17 protein-coding genes are annotated in these 16510 nt (G+C 66.8%); 4 read left to right on the top strand and 13 right to left on the bottom strand.

Annotation, left to right across the window (positions count from 1 at the left end; translation table 11 throughout):
• Positions 1–6: 6 nt before the first annotated feature.
• The 9 genes from G3W89_RS00855 to G3W89_RS00815 form a co-directional block, all read right to left on the bottom strand.
• Entirely contained in the window at positions 7–1119 is a 1113-nt protein-coding gene (locus G3W89_RS00855) for an ABC transporter substrate-binding protein (RefSeq protein ID WP_232076241.1), read from the bottom strand.
• 74 nt (positions 1120–1193) lie between these two features.
• Positions 1194–2045 (bottom strand): ABC transporter permease, encoded by an 852-nt coding sequence (locus tag G3W89_RS00850; protein WP_162572343.1) that lies wholly within the window; start codon positions 2043–2045, stop codon positions 1194–1196.
• A complete protein-coding gene (locus tag G3W89_RS00845) occupies positions 2042–2806 on the bottom strand; it encodes an ABC transporter ATP-binding protein (RefSeq protein WP_162577255.1) in 765 nt (254 codons plus the stop codon). Before G3W89_RS00845 ends, G3W89_RS00850 begins: the two co-directional genes overlap by 4 nt.
• A 74-nt stretch (positions 2807–2880) precedes the next feature.
• Positions 2881–3705, bottom strand: a complete 825-nt coding sequence (locus tag G3W89_RS00840) for an enoyl-CoA hydratase/isomerase family protein (protein WP_162572342.1) — start codon at positions 3703–3705, stop codon at positions 2881–2883.
• Positions 3702–5885 carry an acetate--CoA ligase family protein gene (locus G3W89_RS00835; protein ID WP_232076240.1) on the bottom strand — a complete coding sequence of 728 codons (2184 nt, stop codon included), beginning with the start codon at positions 5883–5885 and terminating at the stop codon, positions 3702–3704. The genes G3W89_RS00840 and G3W89_RS00835 overlap by 4 nt, the downstream gene beginning before the upstream one ends.
• A 1-nt stretch (position 5886) precedes the next feature.
• The gene (gene acuI, locus G3W89_RS00830) at positions 5887–6870 is read right to left on the bottom strand and encodes an acrylyl-CoA reductase (NADPH) (RefSeq protein ID WP_162577253.1); all 984 of its coding nucleotides are present in this window, start codon (positions 6868–6870) and stop codon (positions 5887–5889) included.
• A gap of 148 nt (positions 6871–7018) precedes the next feature.
• The gene (locus tag G3W89_RS00825; protein ID WP_162572341.1) at positions 7019–7948 is read right to left on the bottom strand and encodes a LysR family transcriptional regulator; all 930 of its coding nucleotides are present in this window, start codon (positions 7946–7948) and stop codon (positions 7019–7021) included.
• 12 nt (positions 7949–7960) lie between these two features.
• Positions 7961–9079 (bottom strand): PAS domain-containing sensor histidine kinase, encoded by a 1119-nt coding sequence (locus G3W89_RS00820; protein WP_162572340.1) that lies wholly within the window; start codon positions 9077–9079, stop codon positions 7961–7963.
• Positions 9076–9891 (bottom strand): alpha/beta fold hydrolase, encoded by an 816-nt coding sequence (locus G3W89_RS00815; RefSeq protein WP_162572339.1) that lies wholly within the window; start codon positions 9889–9891, stop codon positions 9076–9078. The genes G3W89_RS00820 and G3W89_RS00815 overlap by 4 nt, the downstream gene beginning before the upstream one ends.
• A gap of 117 nt (positions 9892–10008) precedes the next feature.
• Here G3W89_RS00815 and G3W89_RS00810 point away from each other — a divergent pair, with 117 nt between their 5' ends.
• The 3 genes from G3W89_RS00810 (at position 10009) to G3W89_RS00800 (ending at position 11693) form a co-directional block, all read left to right on the top strand.
• Entirely contained in the window at positions 10009–10299 is a 291-nt protein-coding gene (locus G3W89_RS00810; protein WP_162572338.1) for a DUF1330 domain-containing protein, read from the top strand.
• Between the two features lie 27 nt (positions 10300–10326).
• Positions 10327–10803: a C40 family peptidase gene (locus tag G3W89_RS00805; RefSeq protein ID WP_162572337.1), complete on the top strand. Its 477-nt coding sequence runs from the start codon at positions 10327–10329 to the stop codon at positions 10801–10803.
• 77 nt (positions 10804–10880) lie between these two features.
• The gene (locus G3W89_RS00800; protein ID WP_162572336.1) at positions 10881–11693 is read left to right on the top strand and encodes a class I SAM-dependent methyltransferase; all 813 of its coding nucleotides are present in this window, start codon (positions 10881–10883) and stop codon (positions 11691–11693) included.
• 65 nt (positions 11694–11758) lie between these two features.
• On the opposite strand, the gene G3W89_RS00795 is transcribed toward G3W89_RS00800, so the two are convergent.
• Together G3W89_RS00795 and G3W89_RS00790 are read right to left on the bottom strand one after the other, a co-directional pair.
• A complete protein-coding gene (locus G3W89_RS00795; protein WP_162572335.1) occupies positions 11759–12736 on the bottom strand; it encodes a Bug family tripartite tricarboxylate transporter substrate binding protein in 978 nt (325 codons plus the stop codon).
• A 44-nt stretch (positions 12737–12780) separates the two neighbouring features.
• Positions 12781–13827 (bottom strand): TauD/TfdA family dioxygenase, encoded by a 1047-nt coding sequence (locus G3W89_RS00790; RefSeq protein WP_162572334.1) that lies wholly within the window; start codon positions 13825–13827, stop codon positions 12781–12783.
• A 164-nt stretch (positions 13828–13991) separates the two neighbouring features.
• On the opposite strand from G3W89_RS00790, the gene G3W89_RS00785 reads away from it, so the two are divergent.
• Positions 13992–14582 carry a nitroreductase family protein gene (locus tag G3W89_RS00785; RefSeq protein ID WP_162572333.1) on the top strand — a complete coding sequence of 197 codons (591 nt, stop codon included), beginning with the start codon at positions 13992–13994 and terminating at the stop codon, positions 14580–14582.
• Positions 14583–14599: 17 nt separating this feature from the next.
• Here the strand turns inward: G3W89_RS00785 and hemC are convergent, their stop codons facing one another.
• Together hemC and G3W89_RS00775 are read right to left on the bottom strand one after the other, a co-directional pair.
• Entirely contained in the window at positions 14600–15475 is an 876-nt protein-coding gene (gene hemC / locus G3W89_RS00780) for a hydroxymethylbilane synthase (RefSeq protein WP_332107456.1), read from the bottom strand.
• Positions 15476–15486: 11 nt separating this feature from the next.
• Positions 15487–16509 (bottom strand): isopenicillin N synthase family dioxygenase, encoded by a 1023-nt coding sequence (locus G3W89_RS00775; RefSeq protein WP_162572332.1) that lies wholly within the window; start codon positions 16507–16509, stop codon positions 15487–15489.
• Position 16510 lies beyond the last annotated feature (1 nt).

Here is a 16510-nt window from a genome sequence, read left to right as displayed (position 1 = left end):
GCGCAGCTATCGCGCCGCTGCGCAGGCCTGCGCCTGCTTCGCAACTGCCTGCGCGTCGAAGTCGTTCACGCGCTCGAAGAATCCTTCGGTCGCGACAATGAAGGTCGCCGGCGGGAGCTTGCGATCGATCAGCTTGGCGTCGAGCATGAAGTCCTGCATGCGTCCGAAGCCCTCGGCTGTGGCGCGGCCCCAGAGCTTGCCGCCGTTCATCTCGAAGGCCGCGTTCATCGACTGCACCTGAGCGCGCAGCAGGTTGTCGTCCCAGCGTGCGAGCGTGGCGTCATCGGACCCGGTGGGCTTGCTCTCGGGGAAGCGTGCCCAGTGGAGCTTGCGCACGCACTCCGGGTTGGACACGGCAAACAGGCTGGCCTTGGCTGCCCCGCGCACGATCGCCTCGACCATCGCCGGATCGCGCTCGATGGCGCGCTGGGTGGTGGCCAGCGAAAAGTCGGGCAGTCGCTGCCAATCAGGGCTGCGGAAGAGGCGCAGCTTGGCACCGGCGTTCTCGAAGCCGGCGATGGCGGCATTCCAGAACATCAGTCCCTGCACGCGATTGGACTTCAACGCCTCCAGCGCGGGCGCGCCGGCGCCGGTCGCGATGATGTTGACGTCCTTGTCGGGGTCGAGGCCGTTGGCCTTCAACAGCGAGCGCAGGAGCGGCAGGCCGCCGCTCGCAAGACTCACGATGCCGATGTTCTTGCCCTTGAAGTCGCTCACCTTGTGCATGGCACCGTCGGCCTGTACGGCAACGGCCCAGTCGATCACGCTGTTGTTCATGACGACGCGTGCCGGAATGTTGCTGGTGACGTTGGCCTGGATGGCGACGTTGGAGCTCACCTGCGCGAAGTCGACGTTGCCGGTGGCGAGCTGCTGCACGGCCTGCACCGAACCGGGCGCGGCGATGACCTGGACGTCATAGCCCTCGCTCCTCCAGTAGTCCAGCGCGATCGGCATCATGAGCCACGGGTACGTCACGTTCAGGACCGTCACGCCGCCGGCCGCGATGGTCACCTTCTTCAGCGGCTTGGCGGGCTGTGCCGGCGCCGTGGCCGGCGAGAGGGCCGCGGCGACAACGCCCAGGGCGGCCAACACACACTTGATCTTCATCAGTTTCAGCATCTGGAAACCTGCCTTCTTTGCTTGAATGAATGGAACGAACGAACGAACGAATGAATGAATGGCGATCCGGCTGGTCAGGCGCCCGAAACGCGACGGCGTTCGTCCTCCGCCCAGAACACCACCTTGCGCTGGACCGCGTGCACGAGCCAATGCAACCCCAGTCCCATTGCCGACAACAGAATGAGGATGGCGAACATGCCTGCCGTGTCCATCGAGAAGGTGCGCTGCAGGATGAGGTAGCCCAGCCCGGCCTGCGCACCGACGAACTCGCCCACGATGGCGCCGATCACCGACAGGACGATCGACACATCGAGCCCCACGAAGATATAGGGCAGCGCGTGGGGAATGCGCGCCATGCGAAAGACCTGCCAGCGCGAGGCCGTGAAGGCCTTGAGCAGTTCGAGCTGGTCTTCCGGCACCGAGCGCAGGCCGGCCACGGTGTTGGCCAGTACCGGAAAGAAGGCGATGGTGGCGGTGATCACGATCTTCGAAGTCACGCCGTAGCCGAACCAGATCACGAACAGAGGCGCGATCGCGACCTTGGGTATGGTCTGGAAGGCGACGACGTACGGGTAGAGCGTGCGCTCGACCAGCGGAAACTGCGCAATCACCGCGCCCAGCATCAGTCCCAGGGCAGCACCGAGAACGAAGCCCGCCATGGTCTCGTAGAAGGTAACGCCGAGATGGTAGGTGAAGGTGTTGTTGCGGATGCCTTCCCACAGCGCAGCGGCCACGGCCGTCGGCGCAGGCAGCAGCAGCGGCGTGACCCCGAGCACACGCACCGCCAGCTCCCAGCCGCCGACCACCACGATGAAGAGCAGCGCCGAGAGCGGCAGCTCCGGCCTGGGGCCGAGCCAGGCGAGCGCGGGGCGTTGTGCGGCCGGGTCGTCCGGCGCTGCGGCGAGGGCAACGGAAGCGGTGTTCATGCGTCGAGTCCCAGCGAATGAAAGTGCTTGCGAATGGCGGACACGTAGCCGCCGAAACGCTCCGAATTGATCATCTCCAGCGTGCGCGGGCGCGGCAGGTCGACTTGCAGGATCTCGCTGATGCGGCCCGGGCGCGGCGACATCACGATCACGCGATCGGCAAGGAACACCGCCTCCGGGATGCTGTGCGTGACCAGCATCACCGTCTTGCGGCTTTGCGACCAGATGCGCAGCAGCTCCAGGTTCATGGTCTCGCGCGTCATCGCGTCGAGCGCGCCGAAGGGTTCGTCCATCAGCAGGAAGGCCGGGTCGTGCACCAGGCCGCGACTGATGCCTACGCGCTGCTGCATGCCGCCCGACAGTTCGTTCGGGTACTTGTTCTCGAACCCCTCGAGGCCGACGAGCTTGAGGTAGGCGCGCGCCCTCGGCTCGTAGTCCTTCATGCTCAGGCGCTGGATCTCGATCGGAACCAATACGTTCTCGAGCACAGTGCGCCACGGCAGCAGCACCGGCGACTGGAAGACCACGCCGACGTCGCGGCTCGGCCCGTCGATCGGGCGCTGGCGCACCTTGACCGAGCCGGTGGAGCGCCGCAGCGTGCCGGCCAGGATCTTCAGCAACGTGGACTTGCCGCAGCCGCTGGGGCCGACCACGGTGACGAACTCGCCATCGGCGATGTCGAAGCTCACATCCTTGAGCGCCTCGATGTGCTGGCCCTCACGGCTGCGATAGATCTTGTCGAGACCGGAGACCTCGATCATCGCGCCGTCGCCGCGTTCGGCCGGCGGGGCGGAAGCGATGACGCTGAGCTTCGCGGAGGCTGTCATGGGGGGCCTCAGGCGACGGTTTCGCCAGCGAGCGCGAATCGTGCGTCGCGCCACTTGAAGGCGGCCTTCAGGCCCTCCTTGGCCGCGACCTCGAAGAAGTCGCGCGACTCCTGCGACTCCGACATCAGCACCAGCGTGAAGATCTCTGCCCCGAGGTCGACCGTCGACTGGAAGCCTCGAAGGTCGTAGGCGCGGTTGAGGCCCTGCTTGTTGAGCTGCATGGCGGGCGGCGGGATCATCGCCAGCTTCAGCGCCAGGCGCTGCGCTTCTTCCATCAGCTTGGCCGCCGGGACCACGCGATTGGCCAGCCCGATGCGCACTGCTTCGTCGGCGCCGATGCGATCGCCCGTGAGCAGCAGCTCCTTGGTCTTCTTCATGCCCAGCACCCAGGGCATGATCGCGAAGGGCGGAGCGGACTGGAACTGGATCTCGGGCTCGCCGAACTCGGCCTTGTCGGACGCGAGCGTGATGTCGCACACCATCGACAGGTCGCAGCCCCCGCCCAGGCAATAGCCGTTGACCGCCGCGACCACCGGCAGGCGCGAGCGCCAGATGCGAAACCAGGTGTCGTTGCCGAGCTTCACGTGGTCGCGCCAGTCCTTGACGCTGGTGAGCGGCTCTTCGCGCGGGCTCAGGTCGAAACCGGCGCAGAAGGCGCGGCCTTCGCCGGTGATGACCAGTGCGCGCACTGATTCGTCCTGCTCCAGCGCATCGAGTGCATGCTGCATTTCCAGCAGGATGTCGTCATCGAGCGCATTCATCTTCTCGGGACGGTTGAGTGTGAGGGTGGCAATCCAGCGGTCGACGGACACGCTGATGCAGCGGTAGTTCATGGTGAGTCTCCTGAGTTCATGGATGGAAGGCCGGCGCTCCGGAGCTCGACGAGCGCATCGAGCACTCGCACGCCCTCGCCCTCTGCGAGCACGGCAACGGGATTGAGGTCGATGGCCTCGATGTAGTCGGCATAGGCGCTGCCGATCTGCGACAGGCGCACGATCAACGCCTCGAAGGCGGCGCGATCCGCCGGCGCGGCGCCACGAAATCCGTCGAGCAGCCGTGCGGCACGCGTGCTGCCCACCAGCGCAGTGGCGCGCTGCGCGTCCACCGGCGACAGCGCGAGACTGCTGTCGCGCACCAGTTCGACCCACACGCCCCCCGAACCCGCGACCACCGCATGGCCGAAAGGCGCCTGGCGCGACAGACCCGCGATCATCTCGATGCCGCCCCGCACCATTTCCTGGATCAGCACACCGTCGATGCGCGCCGCGGGCATGCGCTCGCGCACCGTCGACAGCATGTCGGCGAAAGCGGCGCGCACCTCGTCCTGCGTGCGCAGCGCCAGGCGCACGCCGCCGGCCTCGGTCTTGTGGGGAATGTCGGGCGAGTCGATCTTCATCACCACCGGGAAGCCGATTGCCTCCGCTGCCTGCACGGCCTGCTCCGCGTCGGCAGCGCGTGCTTCGCGGGTGGTGCGGACGCCATGCGCCTCGAGGAAGCGCTTGGCCTCGTACTCCGAGAGCGCCCGTCCGCTGGCGAGCCGATCGCACCATGCCGCGTCGGCTTCGAGCACGTCGACATCGTTCGGCGCGGGGGACGGCTGCCACAGATGCCAATCGATGAAGTGCCGCATGGCCACCAACGCAGCGCGCGCGCCCTGCAGCGCGGCCACGCCGCTGCCCGCCAGGGGCTCGATGGCCCGCGGGTGCAGGCCGCCACCCACATTGCTGTAGAAGGCAATCGGCTTGTCCGTCCGTGCGGCCGCGGCGGCAGTGGTGGCCGCGATGGCCCGGTAGGTCTCGGCTCCCTGGGCGCCCAGGCTCACCGGGCAATCCTGCGAGACGGCCAGCAGCGCGACGCCCGGGTCCGCGAGCAGGGCATCGACGGCGCGTGCATACATGGTCATGTCGAACACGGCCGCGCCGGTGGCATCCAGCGGATTGCTCGGTGTGGCGAAGGCCGGCAGGCAAGCGCCCAAGGCATCGAGCGTGGCCGGTGCGAGCCGCGGGAAGCGAAGCCCTGCTGCCTGCGCCAGGTCGCAGGTGAGGGCCACCTCGCCGCCACTGACGTTGATCACCGCGAGGCCATCGCCCACCGGCCGCCTGGCCGATTCGACCATGAGCGTGCAAGTCTCGACCATCTCGTCCATGTCCTCGACCAGCACCACCCCGGCCCGGCGAAAGAAGTCAACGGCCGCCGCGTGCGAGCCCGCCAGCGAACCGGTGTGGGCGGCGGTGGCGGCCGCGCCTTCTGCCGAGCGCCCGACCTTCAGCACGACGACCGGCTTGCCGGCCGCACGCATGCGCGCCGCGGCTTCGAGAAAGCGCCGGGGGTGCCGGACCGATTCCATGAAGAGCGCGGCCACCCGCGTGTTCGGATCGTCGGCGAAGAAGGCGAGGTAGTCGTCCACGTCGAGCACGGCCGCATTGCCGACCGACACGAGGTGGCTCAGCCCGAACCGGCCCACCCCGCCCAGCGCAATGCAGCCCGAGCCCGAATGCGACGCAATGGCGACACCGCCCATGCGCAGCGGTTGCGGCAGCGGTGCGCTGTAGAGCGAGATGCGGTCGTGCAGATTGGCGAGTCCCAGGCAGTTGGGCCCGCACACCAGCAGCCCGGTGCGCGCGCACAGCTCGGCGAGCTGTGCCTGCAGTGCGCGGCCGGCTTCGCCCAGTTCGGCAAAGCCGCTGGCGAAGATCACCGCCGCACGGATGCCGCGCCGCGCGGCCTGCGCCAGGGCGGGCAGCACCTTGTCGGCCGGCAATGCAACCACCGCGCAGTCGGGGGCCTCGGGCAGATCCTGCAGGTCGGCGAAACAGCGCAGGCTTTCCACCTCGGCAGCCGAGGGATGGATCGGGTAGATGGTGCCGCCGTAGCCCGCGGCGAGCAGGTTCTTCACCACCGAGTTGCCGAAGGAATCCGGCCGCGGTGAAGCACCGAGCACGGCCACGGAGGCGGGGCGCATCAAGGGGGTGAGATCGCGCAGCGGCGCGGCGTCGGGCAAAGGAGTCTGCATGTCAGGCACGCACGTTCACGACGGTGCGACCGCGCACGCTGCCCGCAAGCAGCGCAGGCGCGGCGTCGAGCGTCGATGCCAACGGGATCTCGCGGGTGATCAAGGCCAGCCGCTCGCGGTCGAGTTCCTGCGACAGGCGCTGCCAGGCACTCAGCCGGTCCGGGCGCGGCGCCATCACCGAGTCGACGCCGACCAGGGTGACGCCGCGCAGGATGAAGGGCGCCACCGTGCCGGGCAGGTCCATGCCCTGCGCCAGGCCGCAGGCGGTGACCACGCCGCCGTAGCGGGTGGTGGCGCAGGCATTCACCAGCGTGTGGCTGCCCACCGAATCCACCACGCCGGCCCAACGCTCCTTGCCGAGCGACTTGCCCGGAGAGGAAAGCGTCGCGCGGTCGATGACCTCCGCTGCACCGATGCGCTTGAGGTAGTCCGCTTCGGCCGCGCGGCCGGTGGATGCGATCACGCGGAAACCACGGCCCGCCAGCAGGCTGATCGCCACGCTGCCGACGCCGCCGGAGGCGCCGGTCACGAGGATCTCTCCATCGTCGGGGCGCACTCTCTGGCGCTCCAGCGCCTGCACGCAGAGCATGGCCGTGTAGCCGGCCGTGCCGACCGCCATGGCGGTGCGCGCGTCGAGCCGATCGGGCAGCGGCACCAGCCATTCGCTCTTGAGGCGCGCGCGCTCGGCCAGGCAGCCCCAGTGCTGCTCGCCGGCGCCCCAGCCGTTGAGGATCACCCGGTCGCCGGCAGAGAACTCGGGATGCCGGCTGTGCTCGACGACCCCTGCGCCGTCGATGCCCGGCACCATCGGCCAGTGGCGCACCACGGGGCCACGGTTCGCGATGGCCAGCGCGTCCTTGTAGTTGAGCGACGAGTATTCGACCCGCAGCGTCACGTCGAAATCGGGCAGTGCCGAGTCGTCGAGTTGACGCAGCGACGCTTCGAATCGCTCCTCGCGACGCTCCAGCAATATGGCCTTGAACACGCCCATTCCGGTCCTTCTTGGTTGTCGATGAGCGCGAATCTATCGACCGCCAATGCGCGGAGCAAGAATGAAAAACGTCGATATGCGTTCGCATTATTCGAACGCAAGGGGAAACCCTCCCCGCCCGTTTCTCCCTGAGGCCGTCCCCTCAGAGCTTGTGCCGCAACGCGTTGCGGATCTCTTCGATGAGCGAAAGGCTGGCCACCGAAAGATGGCGGCCCGCGCGCGTGCAGCACACCAGCACTTGCGGCTTGATGCGCGAGTCGCGGATCGGGACGAAGGCCGCGTCGGGATGGTTGGGGTCACGCCCGAAGATGTACTGCGTGAGGATCGCGATGCCCACACCGGACGATGCCGCGCTGCGCATCAGCTCGTAGGAATTGGTGGTGAGCACCGCGCGCGGCTTCATGCCCACGCGCGCGAACATCTGGTCCAGCGTCGCGCGCAACGCGAGGCTGGTGTCGGGCAGTACCAGTTCGTAGGCCGCGCAGTCGGTCAGCCGCACCCAGCTGCGCTGGGCCAGCGGGTGCTTGCGCGGCACCATCACGCAGGAGCCCACGTCCCGCTTGGCCAGGATGGTCAGGCCCGCATGCGCTGGCGTGTTGTAGCCGAGCGCGAAATCGATCTCGTCGCCGAGCGCCAGCTCCACCAGCCGTGGCGAGCTCGCGACCGTGACCTCGTAGTTCACGCCCGGGTACTTCTTGTGAAAAGCGGCCAGCATCTGCGGCAGCAGTTCGCGCGAAAAGCCTTCGTTGACGCCGAAGTTGATCGTGCCGCGCTGCAGCCCGCGAAGCGCATCGACCTCGGTGCGAGCCGTCGCGATCTCGCCCATGGCGCGCTTCACGTGATGGATGAAGACCTCGCCGGCGGAGGTGAGCTTGAGGCCGCCGCGCCCTCGGCCGCGCTCGAAAAGCAAAGCGCCGATCTCCTCTTCGAGGTTCTTCACCTGCCGGTTGATCGCGGATGCCGCGACATGCGTGCGCTCCGCCGCACGCCTGAAGGAACCGGCCTGCGCCACTTCGTAGAAGTAGCGCAGCGAGGTCGGGTTCTTGAGGTGGAGTCCAGGGTCTCGGGACATGGTGAGCCGGATCTAGCGTGCGGGAAATCGAAGCGTGAAGGTGGTCCCTTCAGTGGAAGACGACGTCACTTCCATCACGCCACGGTGGGCCTTCGCGATCTCGTTCACGATGAAGAGGCCGAGGCCCACGTTGCGGGCCGAACTGCCCTGGGGTACACCGCGCACCATCGGCTCGAACACCGTGGGAAGGAGGGCGGACGGGATCGGCTCACCTTCGTTGTGCACCATGAGCGTCGCAGTCGCGCCATCGACCTGCGAGCGCACGACGATGGGCGTGCCGATGCGGCCGTAGGTCGCCGCATTGCTGACGAGATTGCCGATGAGCTGAGCGAGCCGATCCGCGTTAGCAATGCACGCCCCTGATCCGCTCGAGTGGTGGGTGATGACCCGGTCCGGAAAGGCGAGCATCAACTCGCCGATGACCTGGGCCGCGATCTCATGCAGGTCGATCGGGCCGAGCGTCACGCTCAGGCCCTGGCCGACGCGCGCCTTGGTGAAGTCCAGCAGTTCCTCGATGAGGCGCTGAGCACGCTCGGCCGAGGTGCGCACGTGACCCAGCACGCGAGCTCGCCGCTCGCCCTCGGTTCGCCCCAGCAGCTGGATGCCCATCAGGATGGCGGACAGCGGATTGCGCAGGTCGTGGCTCACGATGCCGACCATCTGTTCGGCAAAGAGCGCACGGTCTCTCAACAGGTGCTGGGCTTCGCGCTCGTTTTCGAGCAAGGCGTCGGCCTTCTTGCGCGCGCTCATGAGCTCGCGCTCATAGCGGTTGCGATCCTCGGCCACGAAGGCGGCGATCTCGTCGAACTCGCCCTCTTCGCGCTTGCGCCGGCGCGCGTTGAGAATCATCGGAATGCTCTGCCCGCCGCGGTGCCGCACGTCGAACTTCACCTCGGCCAGCGAGCCCTGCATCTGCAGGGTTGGCGCCCAGTGGGTGTGATGGAAGATGCGCCCGCCCACCGTGAACAGGTCCTGCACGCGCTTGCTGCCGACGAGCTCTTCGCGCGCGAAGCCGACCCATTCGCAGAACGTGGCATTGACCTTGAGGATGGTGCCGTCGAGCGCCGTGACCAACAACCCGCAGGGCGCCTCGTCGAAGAGCTCGCCGGGCTCGGGAAGCGCGGCGGTCATCGGTCTTGCTGTCGACCGAGCGCGTCGAGGAACTCCTCCATGGCATCGCAGCTCGCGCCGGGCGCGCTCAGGTGCGGGCAGTGGCCCGTGTTGCTCACCACGCGCAGGGTCGCGTTCGGCATGGTGCGCTGCATGTAGTCGCCCACGGCCAAGGGCGCGATGAGATCGTCGGACGACTGGATGACGAGGGTGGGCGTTTGCAGCCTGGCCACGTCGCGGCGGTTGTCGGACAGGAAGGTGACTCTGGCGAACTGCTTGGCAATGTCGGGGTCGGTGCGGCAGAAGCTGGCGGTGAGCTCTGCGGCCAGTTCCGGCCGCTCGGGCACGCCCATGATCGCGGGCGCCATGTTGCTGGCCCATCCGAGGTAGTTGCTCTCCAGCGTGTCGAGCAGCGAATCGATGTCCTCGCGCGAGAAGCCGCCGACGTAGTCGCCGTCGTTGATATAGCACGGCGAGGGGCCGATCATCATGTGCGTCGCGAACGTGCCTGGCGCCTTGAGATCCGCCAGCACCCCGATCATGGCGCTCACGGAATGCCCGACGAACAGCGCCGGCCCGCTGCCGAACTCGTTGACGATCTCCAGCAGATCGTCGGCATAGCCTCGGAGGTCCGAGTACTTCGCCTTGTCGTAGGCGTGGAGGTCAGACTGGCCCGACCCGACGAGGTCGAAGGTGACGACACGAAAACGTTCGGCAAACCTGGGCGCCATGAGGCGCCACATGTTCTGGTCGCAGCCGAAACCGTGCGCGAAGATCATCGTCCGGTCTCCCGCGCCACGGACATGGACGTTGTTGCGTTTCTGAATATTCACAGGCTGCCCTCGAGGATCTGAAGGGGATTCATTCTGCCCTCGGCCGAACTCCTCGGTGCAAGCAGGAGCAAGCCCAGGCTATATTGTTCGCTCAACAACAGAGAGAGATGAATCATCATGGCAAAAGCCTATTGGGTGAGCGCATACCGTGCCGTCAAGGACGCAGACAAACTCGCCGCCTACGCGAAACTCGCCGGCCCTGCGATCTCTGCCGGTGGCGGGCGCTTTCTGGCGCGCGGCCTGCCCGCCAAGGTCTACGAGTACGGTTTGCCTCAACGCACGGTGTTGATCGAGTTCGACAGCGTCGAGCAGGCACTCGCCGTGCACGACAGCCCTGAATACCAGGCCGCGCTGGCCGCGCTCGGCGACGGTGCCGAACGGGACCTGCGGATCATCGAAGGGGCCTGAGCCTACCGCCGCCTCCGATCTTCGGCAATGCTGGCCCTGCGCAGATCGACAGTCCTCCTCACCTGCCTGCTGCTTGTGGCTTGCAGCAGCACACGTCCGACAGCGCCGGGGACCGCGCGGCCGTCGCTGGCTTCTTCCGAGCAGTCGAGGGATGCGGCCATCCATGCGATGGGACTGGTCGGCACGCCCTACCGGTACGGGGGCAACACGGTCGATGGCGGCTTCGACTGCAGCGGGCTGATCGGCTTCGTGTACCGACAGAGCGCCGGATTGGCGACGCCGCGCACCGTGGCGCAACTCGCCGACTACGGCACGCCGATAGCGCGCGACGACCTGCGCACCGGGGATCTGGTGCTGTTCGGCGGTAGCCGGCCCACGCACGCAGGCATCTACGTGGGCGAGAACCGCTTCGTCCATGCGCCCTCCACAGGTGGCGAGGTGCGGCTGGACAGGCTCGACGGGCCCTACTGGTCGCGCCAACGCGTGGAAGTACGGCGGCCCTGAGCGCTGTTGCGCAGATACGCGCGCCCCTCTACATTGGCGAGGGACGTCGCGACGCCCGACGTTTTCGAGGAGGTCTCATGGCTGAAACCGACAAGGTGTTCGCAGGCTCCATCCCGAAGCTCTACGACACGCTGATGGTCCCCTTGATCTTCCAGGCCTACGCCGCTCACGTGGCGGAGCTCGTCGCGGGCTTCTCGCCCGCCTCGGTGCTTGAAACGGCGGCCGGAAGCGGCGTGGTCGCGCGGGCGCTTGCGCCAAGACTCGGCGCGAAGGCACGCTACGTGCTGACCGACCTCAATCAGCCCATGCTCGATTACGCCGCCGGCCGGCAGGGGACTGATGCTCGCATCGAATGGCGGCAGGCGGACGCGCTCGACCTGCCTTTCGAGGATGCCTCGTTCGACATCGTTTGCTGCCAGTTCGGCGCAATGTTTTTCCCCGACCGGATCGCCGGCTACGCCGAGGCGCGCCGCGTGCTGAGGCCCAAGGGTCGCTTTGTCTTCAGTGCGTGGGACCGCATCGAAGAGAACGCCTTTGCCGACGAGGTGACCCAGGCGGTTGCCGCAGTGTTTCCGCACGCGCCTCCGCGATTCCTCGCCCGCACGCCGCACGGCTATCACGATGTCGAGCTGATCCGCGAGGACTTGAGGCGCGCAGGCTTCACCGGGATCGAGATCGAGACCCGCGAGGAGGTGAGCCGTGCGCCCTCGGCCCGCGACGCTGCGACCGCCTATTGCCAGGGAACGCCGCTGCGCAACGAGATCGAGGCACTCGACGCCAGCCTGCTGCAGCTCGCGACGGACCGCGCCACGGAAGAGATTGCTCGCCGCCACGGCGAAGGCCCTGTGGCCGGAAAGATTCAGGCGCATGTGATCGTGGCGGCGGGATAGAGGAGCCGCGGCAGGGGTGGTCGAGCCTGACCTGCCATACCTGCATGAATGGCCGCATGGGATCTCTACTTGAGGCTGACCCCCATTTCCTTGCCGATCTTGACGTACATCGCATGGTCAGCTTCAAGTACTCGGCGGAATTCATCCGGGGAGCCTCCGCTGGGAGTGATCGCCATGTCCTTCAGTCGCGCCGCGAGAGCTGGATGCGCGAGCGCCGCGGCGAAGGACCGCTGCAATTTCTCCACTACATCCGCGGGTGTTCCTGCGGGCGCCAGGACGCCATACCACGGCACGATGGCCACGTTCGGGTAGCCGGACTCGGCCATGGTCGGCAGGCCAGGCGCGAGTTCGGAGCGGGTCGGCATCGCGATGGCGATCGGCCGGACGCGCCCACCGCGCTGGTAGGTGAGCACCTCGGGCAAGTTCCCGAACGCGAGCTGGATGTGGCCCCCGGCGAGCGCGGTCATCGTTTCGGCCATGCCCTTGAACGGAATGTCCGTGAGCACAACTCCCGTGGCCTCCTCGAGCCGCTTGCCGTTGATGTGGCTGCCGCTGCCCGGGCCCAGCGACCCGATGCTCAATCCGCCCTTCGTCGACTTCGCGAGGGCAACGAATTCCTTCATGCTCATTGCCGGCAAGTCCTCGGGCACTGCCACCACCTGTGCGATGTGGCCGAGCAGGGTCACAGGCGCGAAGTCCTTCTTCCAGTCGTAGTTGACCGGCGCGCCGAGCGCCGGCGCAGAGACGATGTTGCCGGCAGTGATGAGCAAGGTGTATCCGTCGGGACGCGCCCGTGCCACCATGGCGGTGCCGATCGTGCTGCCGGCGCCAGGTCGATTCTCGACAATGACCGGCTGGCCCAGGCTTTGCGTCAGCTGGTCGGCGAGCAGGCGGGCCATGACGTCCAGCGATCCGCCCGCGGCGAACGGATTGATCATCGTCACGGTCTTGGTGGGATAGGTCTGAGCCGGAGCAACCGTTGGCAGACTGGCCGATACGATGCCTGCCGCAGCCACGACAGTGGCGCTCAGGAGACGCTTCATTCTCATACGAGGCTCCTTTCCTGGATGAACTTCTGTGCCTGGAATCAGCTGCGCTGTGTCGCGATGCGGCCAGAGCCGAAGGCGCGCTCGAAAGAAGGCAGCTTGCCTTCCTGCGCCGCGATCCCGCTGCGTGTTGCATTGATGCGCGGGTCGAGCGGACGCCAGTCGTCCGCCGTCAACCACAAGCGCAGAAGCAGCCTTGCCTTCTCCGGCTCGGGCCAGTTCTCGAACGCCGTGCGCGCGTGGAGCACGGTGTAGTTGTTGAGCAGGTAGATCTCACCTGGGTCGAGCTGGAACTCGAAGGCAAATTCGTACGTCAGCCGCTCGAGGCAGTTGAGCGCATCGACTTGCAGCTGGCTGAGCGGTGCACCACCCTCTCGCGCAGCGGTCTCGATGTAGGAACGTGTGTATCGGCAGCTCAACTGCCCCTCCACATAGGAGAACACGGGAATCCGGTGCGGTGTGATCGGCGCCTCGCCGGGCAGGTTCTCGCCGCGGCGGTGGTACGGAAAGCCTTCGTACAGGGGCTCGAGAAACTGGGGGAACTGTGCGAGGAGCGCGTTGTGTACAGCCGCCACGCTCGACGCGATGGAGATCCCGCCTTCGCGCGCGGTGCGTATGCACATCAGCCCGACGAGGTCGGAACTGTCGGTGTGCGGCGTGAGCTCCTGCTTGTTGCGGTAGGCACGTGCGTGGGGATCCGTTGCCGTCTTGTCCTGGACATGGCCCAGCCGATCGCCCAGCACGCTCTGCGACACGCCCACACCCAGGTGGGTGCCGATGCCCCAGTAGATCATCTCCAGATCGGGCACGCTGTAGCGGCCGACGTCGATCCCTCGCAGGATCACGATGCCGCGGCCAAGGCGAAGCTCTTCGCGCGCAGTCTGCAGGAGCAAGGCCGTGCGAGGCAGTTCGAAATGCCGGCGCTCGAGCGTTTCCAGCCGCAGGCCGGCTTGCACCGCCGCCGCGAGCGTTCGATCGATCTCCTCGAGATGCTCGGCCTCGAAGTGCAGCGTGATGTCCTCCTTCGAACGGAACTCGCTGCCTTGCCAGGCGCTCGGATGACGAATGGGTTGCTTCAGGATTTCCATGAGGGCTCCAGTGGTGGGGTATGTCGACGGCCAGACCTTATTGGTATGCCATTGTGGTCCACATAAAGAACGGAGTCAACGCGCAAACGCCCGTTCTTGACATTTGGTATACCTTCACGGTATTCTTCTATGACCTTACGTCTCCGAACCAAGGAACACCCCCAATGACCATCGACATCGAGGAACCCATCAGCCGTGTCGACCTGTCGTCCGCATTCGAAGACATCGCCCGGCAGCGGCGCTCCGTCTATTTCTATCTGGACCAGGACGTGCCCGGACACCTGCTCGAGCGAGCGCTGCAGTTGGCCGTGCTTGCGCCCAGCCACCATCACACGCGGCCCTGGCGCTTCACTGTCTTCCACGGCAGCGCTCGCGCCGAACTGGCCGCCGCCTACGAGAAGGCAGCGGTGCGCATCGGCTGGCATCCGGGCCGCGCGCGGTGCCGGGCCTTCGATGCACCTGCAATGGTCGTGATCGGGTGCGTCCCCGATGTCAGCCATCCGCGTGTGCGTCCCCTTGAAGAGGAGTTCGCGACCGCGGCGGCAACGCAGAACCTGATGCTGGCCCTCACCTCCATGCAGCTCTCCTGCGCCCTGAGCTCCTCGCCGCTGCAGCTGTCCGACGAGGTGGAGCAGGCCGCCGGGATCGAGGGCGGCCGAGTCGTCGGCGTGCTGCAGATCGGATACAGGGATCCCGAGCGCGAGCTGTTCAAACGGCCGCAACCCGGCACCGCAGGCGTCGTGCGCTGGCGGTAGAAGAAGCCGCGCGCCTTTCAGGCCTTGCGAAGCCTGCCGGCGACCTCTTCGCCCAGGCTGAGCGCCTGCTCCACCTGGTGGACGGGCGCGCTGGCCATCGCGAATATCGGCTCTGAATCGCCCCCGCCCTGATGGGCGGCTTCGAGATGCATAACACCGGAACTCAGGCGCGCGAAAGCGGCAAAGGGTTGCGAGCAGCCTGCATCCATGTGGCGGCCCACGGCCCGCTCCGCCGACACGCAGAGCTCGGTGGCGCGATCGTTCATGGGCGCAAGGATCTCCTGCAGATCGGAACGGCCGCAGCACGTTTCGATGGCAATGGCACCCTGCCCCACCGCGGGCAACATGCGAGAGGGCTCGAACACTTCCGTGGCATGGTGCTCCAGGCCCAGGCGGCGCAGCCCGGCCAATGCCAGCACGATGGCAGCGAACTCACCGGACACCAGTTTGGCAATGCGTCCCTCGACGTTCCCGCGGATGAAGGAGATCTCCAAGTCCGGGCGCATGCGGCGCAGCATCATGCCGCGGCGCAAACTCGAGGTGCCGACGCGTGCGCCAGGGGGCAGATCGGCAAGCACTTGCCCGCCTGGGGCGACCAAAGCATCGCGAGGATCTTCCCGCGGCAACACTGCGGCGAGCCTGAAGCCCGCCGGCAGCACCATGGGCACGTCCTTGAGCGAATGCACGGCGAGGTCGGCATCTCCCTGGAGCAGGGCCTGTTCGATCTCCTTGAGGAACAGTCCCTTGCCGCCGACCTTGTCGAGGGCACGGTCCAGGATCCGGTCGCCTGTGGTCGTGATGAGCGAGAGCCGAGCGGACCTTCCGCCGGCCTGCAGCTTGCGCTGGACCTCGCCGGCCTGCCACAACGCGAGAGGGCTCCTGCGCGTGGCGATGACGAGCGGGTTCAGTTGACCTGCTGGCCGTCGATGGAAGGCCAGATCCGCTTGTACAACCGCATGAGGATCTCGCCGCTGGTGAGCCCCTCCTCAATGCCCACGGTCGTGTGGAACACGGGCTCCGCCTTTCCCTTTCCTGCATCTTCGAGGATCGGGCAGACCAGCGCGTCGTGCGTCGGATTCATGAAGAACGGAATCGAGTACCGCTCCTTGCCCGAGCGGTTGATGACGCGATGCGGGGTGGCCATGAACATGCCGTTGGTCCAGATCTTCATCACCTCGCCGAGGTTGATGACGTAGCTGTCGGCGACGGGCGGCACACCCACCCATTCGCCGTCCTCGCCCATGATCTCCAGGCCACCGGTGTCGTCCTGTGCCAGGATGGTGAACGCGCAGTTGTCGGTGTGTGGACGCGTGCCGAAGCGGCCTTCCGTCTCCGAGGGCTCCTGCGGCGGGTAGTGGATGAGGCGCAGCAGCGACAGGGGCTGATCGAAGTGGCGCAGGAAGGTGTCCTCCGGCAGGCCGATGCCGAGCGCCGCGATGCCGAGGAGATCGCGCGCGAGCGCGGTCACCGTGCCCGCGTACGCCATCACCTCCTCATGCATTCCAGCCAGCTGCGCGGGCCACACATTGACACCGTGCAAGGGCTTGCCTGCCGCCACGCCGGGGTCGCCCGGCGCATGCTCCTGCCACGCGTGGAAGGCCTCCAGCAGCAAGCCTTTCATGGTCGGGTCGTTGCCGGTGGTCTTCATCGGCAGGTAGCCGCGGTACGAATTGTTGTTCGCCATCGAGAGCTTCTGCTTCTGCTCGTCCGTGAGGCTGAAGAACTGGCGAGCGATATCGAACATCCGCTCGATCTTCTCCTTCGCAATGCCGTGGTTCACGATGTAGAAGAAGCCGACTTCGCTGCAGGCTCGCGCGATCTCCTCGCCCAGCCGCTTGCGCCCTGCGATGTCGGGGCTGCGCAGATCGGTGAGGTCGATGATCGCCACCTTGCTGGCGTTGCGATTCGCATTGAGTACTGCGTTCATG

The organism is Variovorax sp. PBL-H6, from assembly GCF_901827155.1.
In the GTDB taxonomy this organism is placed as follows: Bacteria; Pseudomonadota; Gammaproteobacteria; order Burkholderiales; family Burkholderiaceae_C; genus Variovorax.
Note: the sequence above shows the minus strand (reverse complement) of the source record. Positions and strands in the feature narration are given on the sequence as shown.

Excerpts from the sequence above, each read along its gene's own strand:
- G3W89_RS00775 (WP_162572332.1), bottom strand. The coding sequence starts at position 16,509 with ATGAACGCAGTACTCAATGCGAATCGCAACGCCAGCAAGGTGGCGATC.
- G3W89_RS00790 (WP_162572334.1), bottom strand. The coding sequence starts at position 13,827 with ATGGAAATCCTGAAGCAACCCATTCGTCATCCGAGCGCCTGGCAAGGC.
- G3W89_RS00840 (WP_162572342.1), bottom strand. The coding sequence starts at position 3,705 with ATGAACTACCGCTGCATCAGCGTGTCCGTCGACCGCTGGATTGCCACC.
- G3W89_RS00805 (WP_162572337.1), top strand. The coding sequence starts at position 10,327 with ATGCTGGCCCTGCGCAGATCGACAGTCCTCCTCACCTGCCTGCTGCTT.
- G3W89_RS00820 (WP_162572340.1), bottom strand. The coding sequence starts at position 9,079 with ATGACCGCCGCGCTTCCCGAGCCCGGCGAGCTCTTCGACGAGGCGCCC.
- G3W89_RS00845 (WP_162577255.1), bottom strand. The coding sequence starts at position 2,806 with ATGATCGAGGTCTCCGGTCTCGACAAGATCTATCGCAGCCGTGAGGGC.
- G3W89_RS00855 (WP_232076241.1), bottom strand. The coding sequence starts at position 1,119 with ATGCTGAAACTGATGAAGATCAAGTGTGTGTTGGCCGCCCTGGGCGTT.
- G3W89_RS00785 (WP_162572333.1), top strand. The coding sequence starts at position 13,992 with ATGACCATCGACATCGAGGAACCCATCAGCCGTGTCGACCTGTCGTCC.
- G3W89_RS00800 (WP_162572336.1), top strand. The coding sequence starts at position 10,881 with ATGGCTGAAACCGACAAGGTGTTCGCAGGCTCCATCCCGAAGCTCTAC.
- G3W89_RS00810 (WP_162572338.1), top strand. The coding sequence starts at position 10,009 with ATGGCAAAAGCCTATTGGGTGAGCGCATACCGTGCCGTCAAGGACGCA.
- G3W89_RS00835 (WP_232076240.1), bottom strand. The coding sequence starts at position 5,885 with ATGCAGACTCCTTTGCCCGACGCCGCGCCGCTGCGCGATCTCACCCCC.
- G3W89_RS00825 (WP_162572341.1), bottom strand. The coding sequence starts at position 7,948 with ATGTCCCGAGACCCTGGACTCCACCTCAAGAACCCGACCTCGCTGCGC.
- G3W89_RS00795 (WP_162572335.1), bottom strand. The coding sequence starts at position 12,736 with ATGAAGCGTCTCCTGAGCGCCACTGTCGTGGCTGCGGCAGGCATCGTA.
- G3W89_RS00850 (WP_162572343.1), bottom strand. The coding sequence starts at position 2,045 with ATGAACACCGCTTCCGTTGCCCTCGCCGCAGCGCCGGACGACCCGGCC.